5 protein-coding genes and 2 pseudogenes are annotated in these 8,731 nt (G+C 37.2%); 4 read left to right on the plus strand and 3 right to left on the minus strand.

What is annotated here, in order from left to right; genetic code table 11:
• Window positions 1-975: pseudogene (locus AC5YD2_RS15795) on the minus strand (IS3 family transposase); the annotation flags it as partial.
• Between the two features lie 269 nt (window positions 976-1,244).
• Between AC5YD2_RS15795 and AC5YD2_RS15800 the strand changes: the two are divergent.
• Together AC5YD2_RS15800 and AC5YD2_RS15805 are read left to right on the plus strand one after the other, a co-directional pair.
• Entirely contained in the window at window positions 1,245-2,696 is a 1,452-nt protein-coding gene (locus AC5YD2_RS15800) for a sensor domain-containing diguanylate cyclase (RefSeq protein ID WP_496127223.1), read from the plus strand.
• A gap of 323 nt (window positions 2,697-3,019) precedes the next feature.
• Window positions 3,020-5,905: a calcium-binding protein gene (locus tag AC5YD2_RS15805; RefSeq protein WP_496127224.1), complete on the plus strand. Its 2,886-nt coding sequence runs from the start codon at window positions 3,020-3,022 to the stop codon at window positions 5,903-5,905.
• Between the two features lie 70 nt (window positions 5,906-5,975).
• Here AC5YD2_RS15805 and AC5YD2_RS15810 read toward each other — a convergent pair whose 3' ends face one another.
• Window positions 5,976-6,158: a hypothetical protein gene (locus AC5YD2_RS15810; RefSeq protein WP_496127225.1), complete on the minus strand. Its 183-nt coding sequence runs from the start codon at window positions 6,156-6,158 to the stop codon at window positions 5,976-5,978.
• Between the two features lie 218 nt (window positions 6,159-6,376).
• Here AC5YD2_RS15810 and AC5YD2_RS15815 point away from each other — a divergent pair, with 218 nt between their 5' ends.
• Complete coding sequence (locus AC5YD2_RS15815; RefSeq protein ID WP_496127226.1) at window positions 6,377-7,603, plus strand: pyridoxal phosphate-dependent aminotransferase; 1,227 nt, start codon at window positions 6,377-6,379, stop codon at window positions 7,601-7,603.
• A gap of 59 nt (window positions 7,604-7,662) precedes the next feature.
• On the opposite strand, the gene AC5YD2_RS15820 is transcribed toward AC5YD2_RS15815, so the two are convergent.
• Window positions 7,663-8,229, minus strand: coding sequence for a DUF2711 family protein (locus tag AC5YD2_RS15820; protein ID WP_496127227.1), 567 nt, complete (start codon window positions 8,227-8,229; stop codon window positions 7,663-7,665).
• A 219-nt stretch (window positions 8,230-8,448) separates the two neighbouring features.
• Between AC5YD2_RS15820 and AC5YD2_RS15825 the strand changes: the two are divergent.
• Window positions 8,449-8,731: pseudogene (locus tag AC5YD2_RS15825) on the plus strand (IS982 family transposase); the annotation flags it as partial.

Genomic DNA, 8,731 nt, shown 5'->3' on the forward strand with positions numbered 1-8,731 from the left:
TAACACTACGCCATAATCGTTCAATCATGACATTATCAACCCAACGACCTTTACCATCCATGCTGATTTGAATGTCATTTGATTTCAACACGTCAATAAATGCATCACTGGTAAATTGACTGCCTTGGTCTGTATTAAATATTTCAGGTGGGCCATATTTTTCAATCGCTTCATTTAAAGCCGCAATACAAAAATCCACCTCCATACTAATCGATACCCTATGCGCAAGTACCTTGCGGCTATGCCAATCAATCACAGCACATAAGTAGACGAAGCCTTTTGCCATAGGGATATACGTTATATCCGTTGACCACACTTGATTACTGCGCTGAATAGCCAATCCTTTGAGCAGATATGGATATTTACGGTGAGCTTGAGTAGCCTGGCTTAAATTTGGTTTACAATATAACGCCTGAATACCCATTTTCTTCATTAAAGTACTTGTATGACGTCGTCCTATATGATGCCCTTGACGATTCAACAAATCACGCATCATACGACTGCCTGCAAAAGGATATTGCATATGTAATTCATCAATACATCGCATCAGCTTCAAATCTGATGAGCTAACAGGTTTTGGGCGATAATAATAACAACCACGAGAGACCTTCAGTAACTTAGCTTGTTTAGATACTGAAATCTGAAGTGAGTGATCGATTAACTTTTGTGGTTGAAGCGGCCCAGTTTCTTCAACACACCTTCTAAAAAATCAATTTCTAATGCCTGCTCACCGATTTTTGCATGTAACTTTTTAAGATCAATGGGCGGTTCTGCTGGAGCTTTTGATTGATCGAAGGCTTGCGAGGAAGCTGAGATCAATTGATTTTTCCAGTCGATAATTTGGTTTTGATGAACATCAAATTCAGCACTCAATTCAGCAAGTGTTTTTTCTGCTTTAATCGCAGCAAGCGCTACCTTAGCTTTAAAGTCGTTTGAATGATTTCTTCTTGGTCTACGTGCCATAAAATACTCCATATATTGATGTTTATAACATCATTTGAGGAGCAGAATATCACTTATAGGAGTTGTTCAAATTTCCCGATCCATCTCTATTTAATCTATATTTTTGAACTCTATCTGTAGAATTATAATTATAATTATAAAGCTGCAAACACAGTATTAATTCTCAAAATATTTAAATAAGTGACTATACAGCACAGATTTTAAAGCAAGTGTATTTGCTATCACGTTGTTTTTGATGATATATTTTAGTGAATAAATAAGAAATAGCAGGCATTATAATCATGGAGCTTTTAGACTCTTCGATTTTTGATTTATCCCCCATTCCAATGTGGCTTGAAGATTTCAGTGAAGTCAAAAAACAGCTGGATCTCTGGAAAGCCGAGGGTATCCAAGATTTAAAAACGTTTTTAGAAGAAGATCAATCTCGTATTGCTTATTGCGCTCACCTGATTAAAATTCTACGTGTCAATCAGAAGACTTTAGATCTTTTTGAAGCTAGAAATCTGAAACATCTCACGCAAAATTTGAGTGTGATTTTTCAGCAAGATATGTTTCAATCTCACCTATTTGAATTAATACAAATATGGGAAGGTAACCAAGAATTTAACAGCACCGCCACCAATTATTCAATTTCAGGTCGTCGTCTAGATATTAAATTACGTGCTGTTGTGCTTCCCGGTTCTGAAGAAACTTTAGATCGCGTTCTGATTACAACAGAAGATATTACTGATTATTTAAATGCTAGTCGCTTAGAAGAAAAAAATAGACGACTCGCAGAAGCCCGTTTTAACTATTCACCAACATCGCTGTGGGTCGAAGATTTTAGCCGCGTTAAATTGCGTATGGATCATCTCCGTCGCATCGGTATTGAAGACTTCCGTACCTTTCTTGATGTTCATCAAGATTTTGTACAGCAGTGCATTGAAGACATTATTCTTTTAGATGTCAACCAAGCCACTTTAGATCTGTTTAAAGCCAACGATAAAAATTCGATGTTCAAAAGCTTAAATAAAGTATTTAGCAAAGAAATGCATCATACGTTTAAAGAACAGCTCATTGAACTGTGGAATGGTAAAATTCATCATAGTCGTGAGGCAGTAAATTACGCACTTGATGGTACTGTTCGCAACGTCTTGCTTCAGTTTACTGTGTTCCCTGGTTATGAACACGATTGGAGTTTGGTTCAACTGGCATTGACCGATATTACAGCGCGTAAAAAAGCAGAAAATTACCTTGAATATTTAGGTAAGCACGATGTATTGACCAAATTGTGTAATCGCTCATTTTTCACCGAAGAACTCCATCGCCTAGAAAGGGCACTTGTGCGACCAGTATCTGCGATCTTTATTGATATGAATGGTTTAAAAGAAACCAATGATACCTATGGTCACGATGCAGGTGATGAAATTTTACGTCGAATGGGAAACATTTTAGAGCGTACCATCAACAATACGAGCTTCACTGCATCTCGCATTGGGGGTGATGAATTTGTCGTGCTTATGCAAGGTGCGAATGAGACTACCGTACAATCTACTTTAATGACTATTCAAGAATTATTGAATATTGATAACCAATATTACTCGGCGCATCCTATTAGTCTATCCATGGGTTATGCATCTACTATAGATGATGAGCCAATTGACTGCATGCTGAAACGAGCGGATCAAGCGATGTATAAACAAAAAAATGATTATTATGCATATCTTAGAGCTGAAAATAATTGCAGTGAATAGTTATTTTTTTAATTTGATTTCAAAAAAACTTCACAAGACAAGCTTTATGCTTGTCTTTTTTATAAGCGCTACATCTTTCACCTTATTGCATAGTAAGACTATGAAAGTGGTTCATCATTTTAATGATCCACTTATATTATTTAAAAATTGAAATTTATTTCATTTAGCAATATTTCCTGAAAGCTTTTCATAAAAAATTCATCGAATTGTTTAACAATTCACAATTCTAATTCGCTTAAAAAGTGTGATCATAATCACACTTTTATTACTATAACTCAATAATAAAAGTTTAAAAAATCTTCCTTGTTAAGAGATAATTAAAAATGGCCTTATTTAAATCGTTGGATTATTTACCCAACTTCAAGTTCAGCTCAGTACTTTCTATTCCAGCTCAGTTAGTGGGTAATGGTTTAGTGACTGTAGCCAATACTGTAAATACAGTACTTGATGTGGTTTCTCCCCTTGGTCTTGCAGGTAATGCTTTATTGGGTAAACCCTTTGAAGCAGTTCACGAATTGGGTGATAAAATTGTAGATGCGGTAACATCAACCGTTAGTGGTGTCGGTTCAGCTCTAGGTTCAACAGTCGAAGCTAAAGATACACATCATAAAAATGAATGGGTCGATCAAGAGCTAACTCTCGATAATATCCTGAAAGTTCCAGGTGATTTGGTTGGCAATGTCGTCATTGGTGCGACAAATATTGTGAATGATGTTCTGGATGCTGCTGCACCTGTCGCAATTCTAGGTAATAACATTATTCCTGGATTTGAACCTGTTCATAAAGCTGGCGATACTCTTATTGATGCTGTTTCAGATGGTTTAAATAAATTAGGTCAAGCTATAGGTGGAACGGTTCAACCTAATGATACACATTATGATAATGAATGGACTGATGCTCAGCCTGGCTTAGTTACCGGTCTTATTGATAATGTTCTAGATAAAGTGTCTGGTGGTGTTCAAGATTCTCCTATTTTCAACTATCTACCAGATTTCAAAGCAAGTTCAGTGCTTTCTATCCCAGCTCAGTTAGTGGGTAATGGTTTAGTGACTGTTGCTAATACTTTAAATACAGTACTTGATGTGGTTTCTCCCCTTGGTCTTGCAGGTAATGCTTTATTGGGTAAACCTTTTGAAGCAGTTCACGAATTGGGTGATAAAATTGTAGATGCTGTAACATCAACCGTTAGTGGTGTCGGTTCAGCTCTAGGTTCAACAGTAGAAGTTAAAGATACACATCATAAAAATGAATGGGTTGATCAAGAATTAACTTTAGATAGCTTATTGAATGTTCCAAGTGAATTAATTGGTAATGCGATTATTGGTACTAGTAACGTTGTAAATGATGTTTTCGATGCTGCTTCACCGCTTGGGCTTGCTGGTAATCAGCTAATTCCTGGTTTTGAAATTGCGCATAAAACTGGTGATACAATCATCGATAAAATTTCAGATATTTTAACAACTGTGGGCCAAGGGATCGGTGGAACAGTTCCTGTTAATCCAACGCATTACGATAATGAATGGCCTACTGGCTCTGTTCAGCCTATCTTTCCTACATGGCCTTTAGTTCCAAATAATCCAAATCAATCAAGCTCAAATGGAAAACCAAGCTCAGTTGATATATTGGGTCAAAAAAGTTATTTGGTGAGTGAAGCAACGTTCCGCCAAGTTCAAGAACTTTATAAAAAGTTCTCAGAAGCACCTTCGCTTAAGGTAAGTAACTTATGGCGTCCAATCTATACAGCAATCAAAGATGATTTAGCTTCAAATGATGCAGTCGATCAAGGAACTAAAAACTGGCTTAAAGTGGCTGAAGCTGTTGCAACTGCTGATCCTAAGAGTTTGTTATATCAGTATGTACGCTTAGGCACTGAGAAATCATTAGCAGAGAAAGGTATTAAATTTACTAATGAAGATTTCTATCAAGCATCGAATGTTTTGATTAAAACATTAGCTGATAATTTCTTGAATGGTGTTAAAGATGCAGAGGGCAACCAAGTTGTTCCAGTGGGTTACTTACCAAGCTCTGACGGTAAATATGGTCTAGTCCACATGGATGCGACTCAAGCACTTAACAACCTTGGTGGTACTTTAAGTGATTGGACAGGCATTACTCCTGCAAGTATTTTAGACCACTATCTCGGTGTAGACACATCTGAACTCAATGGTGGAGCAAGTCGCCCATTCTCATGGTACGTCGAGTTACTTGGGGATGTAGTGAAAGCAAATCTTAAAGGTGGGGCAAGTCTATTGGATGTCGTGGGGCAAATTACTACCGAAGGCTTGAACTTTGTAGGTCAGTACATTAATGGTGAACTGTTGCAAAATGGCTTCTCTTCCAAAGACCAATTGGTTAACACATTGACTCAAATTGCTTATGCATATGCAGGTGATCTAGCTGGAAGCGTTGCAGTTGCGACCAACATCCTGAATCCTAATACCAATATCATCAGCACTATCAATCCATTTGGTACAACATTGAATGGCAAAGCTGGCAATGATGTGATCAAAGGCGGTGTAGGTAACGATAAGCTTTATGGTGTTAAAGGCGATGACTTGCTATTTGGTGGTTGGGGCAACGACATATTAGATGGTGGTGAAGGCATCAATGTACTTGTGGGTGGTCGTGGTAACGATACGTATCACGTAAAATCAAATAATGACTTCGTTCTTGAACACGCCAATGAAGGTACTGATACCGTTTTCAGTTCTGCATCTAACTTTAGCTTAACCAAAAATGTTGAAAACTTAACACTTCAAGGCAATAGCAATATTAACGGTACTGGTAATGCAGACGATAATATTATTAAAGGTAACCTTGGAAATAATAGTCTATTTGGTGGTGCAGGTAACGATACACTTGAGGCGAATGGCGGTCTAATCAACATCTTGAATGGTGGTACTGGTAATGACCAACTTAAAGGTGGTTTAGGCAATGAAACTTATGAATTTGAACTCGGTTTCGGTGTTGACACGATCTATGAAAAAGGCGGTAACGACACCATTCTGTTTGGCAAAGGTATCAATGTAAATGATTTACTTGTGAACAGCTCTGGTAAAGATTTAGTCCTTCAACTGCAAAATGGTCAAGACAAAATCACCATCAAAGACTGGGCTGCAAGTGACAAACATAAAGTTGAAACTATTGAGTTCTACACAGGTGAGCGTTACGATCTAACGGATCTAGATCAAAAGCTTAACTTCATCTAATCAAATCAAATTTTTAAATAAAAAAATAGGTGCTTGATGCACCTATTTTTTTTCTTAAACAGAAGAAAAATTAACGCTTACCAAAAGAACGACGTGTACCACGTGGTGGCATCCAAGTACGATCCGCATAAGGTTGTGGCTTTGGACGTAAATCTTCAACTTCTTCATCCGCAGCTTTAGCATCATTTACTTGCTTTACTGGGAAAGGTAATTTCACGACTGGCTTTTTTGGGGAAGGGTTTTGCGTGCTCATTGCTATAACTCAATTCAATCTAAGCTTATTGTACGGAAAAAACAGTTTTTTTGCGAGTCACCTTGTATTTGGCTAATCATTCAACGATAAAACATTTATTTAATATTTTTATTTTATTTTTTAGCAATAAGATGTGAATTGATAAGACCTACTAGCAAAATTTAAGCTAAGATAGTGTGCTTTTTTATTTTTTAATCCCTATAAGAAGGAATAATGCCGTGGACGTACGTCTCTCTGATCGTGTTAATGCCATCAAACCGTCCCCTACACTTGCTGTAACCAATAAAGCTGCTGAACTCAAAGCAGCTGGCAAAAATGTCATTGGTCTTGGCGCAGGTGAACCGGATTTCGATACTCCGCAACACATCAAAGATGCAGCAATTGCAGCAATTAACAATGGTTTTACCAAATATACAGCTGTAGACGGTACGCCAAGTCTTAAAAAAGCAATCATTGCTAAGTTCAAGCGTGACAATAACCTTGACTATGCAGCTAACCAAATTTTGGTTTCTTGTGGTGGTAAACAATCATTCTTCAACCTTGCTTTAGCATTGTTGAACAAAGGCGATGAAGTCATTATCCCTGCTCCTTTCTGGGTAAGCTACCCAGATATGGTGATCATCGCTGAAGGCGTTCCTGTCATTGTAAAATGTGGTGAAGAACAACGTTTCAAGATCACACCTGCTCAATTAGAAGCAGCAATTACTGACAAAACGCGTTTAGTTGTTTTAAACAGCCCTTCTAACCCTACAGGTATGATCTACACCAAAGCTGAGCTTGAAGCTTTGGCTGAAGTTCTTCGTAAATACCCAGAAGTGTATATCGCATCTGACGATATGTACGAACCAATCCGTTGGGATGATGAGTTCTACAACATTGCAACGGTAGCTCCAGACCTTTATGACCGCACAATCGTTCTGAACGGTGTGTCTAAAGCATATGCAATGACTGGCTGGCGTATTGGCTATGCAGCAGGTCCTGCTAAGCTTATTGGCGCAATGAAAAAAATCCAATCTCAATCGACTTCAAACCCAACGTCTATTTCTCAAGTTGCCGCTGAAGCTGCATTGAATGGTCCTCAAGATGTTCTTGAGCCTATGATTGAAGCATTCAAACGTCGTCATGACCTCGTTGTGAATGGTTTGAATGAAATCAACGGTATCTCTTGCTTACCTGCTGATGGTGCATTCTATGCATACGCAAACATCCGCCCGCTTATTCGTGCTAAAGGCTTAAAGTCTTGCACTGAATTCTCTGAATGGTTATTGGAAGAAACGGGTGTTGCCGTTGTTCCGGGTGATGCATTCGGTTTAGGTGGTTTCATGCGTATTTCTTATGCAACTGCTGACGAAGTTCTTGTAGATGCCCTTGCTCGTATTAAGAAAGCTGCTGATTCAATTGAAGGCGTTGATGCTGCAATTGCATCTATTGCTGCTGAAAAATAATCTGAAATTTTCCGGATAAAATAAAACCCGCACAAGTTGCGGGTTTTTTAATTCAAAATTTATAAATCATATATCCCCCAATATACTTGGGTTTTGTTTGAACAAAAAAATCCTTCTAATTGGCTTAGCGCAACAAATTGATCTAATAAGCTTTTTGATCCACAAACAAAGCTACAGTGACTATCCCAATGTGTTGTTACAAGTAAAGTATTATTATCAAAATAATAACTCCCTCGCTCAATGCTCAGATTATTCACGATTGTTTCAATGTCTCTCACTTTAGGAATTTCGAGACAAAACTCGTCGATCAACCACATCTGATTAATAGCAAGTCTATGAATACTGCTAAAAATCTTTTTAAAAACAAATGGTGAAATTAGACCTGTTGACTCTGGTGAAATAATTTTTTGATCAAAAAAGAGTTTTCTGATTTTTTCTGCAAGCAAAGGAGCTTCCAGGTCTTTTTTTAATCCCCCTATGGAGGTTCTCAAGCCAATATCTATTTCACTTAAGTTATTAAATTTCGCAATTTCTAAAATATCCTTCCATAATATCGTATTGCAATGTTTAAGTAACTCCGTATCGCTAGGCCAACTCTCGTCGTTTATCTCATTGAAATCAATGATAGTACTATATTAAAAAGGATGAAGAACTACATATACAGCCTCATAAACCCCTTTATAGAAATCTAAAATGCAACCATCATTTGGACATTTTCTAAATTTATTATCCATTTAAATCATTTATTTAATTAACCCGAATCGCGGATAAGAAATTGACTTGAAAAATAAGAGGACTAGAGCCATCAGTTGAGTTACCACACAAAACTCACAACTCTAGTCCTAATGTTTAATAGTACCGAATTATTCAGCGTAATTGATGATTTCTTTCTCAAATTTGAAGCAACCTATTGGAATTTTCTTAAGCAAAGTAATCGTTCCTTAAGAATCAGAACTGCTCATTTAACCATTTCAGAAATCTGTTTTATCGCTATTTGGTACAAATGTTCTCATTTCACTAATTTCAAAGCCTTTTTCACATGGTTGAAACAGGATAAAAATCATTTATTTAAAAGCTTACCCTGTTACCAACGGATGATTCATCTGATCAATAGGCATCAATTAGCTC

Source organism: Acinetobacter sp. CY73 (genome assembly GCF_059515865.1).

Coding starts and splice junctions, on each gene's coding strand:
- AC5YD2_RS15800 (WP_496127223.1), top strand. CDS start 1,245: ATGGAGCTTTTAGACTCTTCGATTTTTGATTTATCCCCCATTCCAATG.
- AC5YD2_RS15805 (WP_496127224.1), top strand. CDS start 3,020: ATGGCCTTATTTAAATCGTTGGATTATTTACCCAACTTCAAGTTCAGC.
- AC5YD2_RS15810 (WP_496127225.1), bottom strand. CDS start 6,158: ATGAGCACGCAAAACCCTTCCCCAAAAAAGCCAGTCGTGAAATTACCT.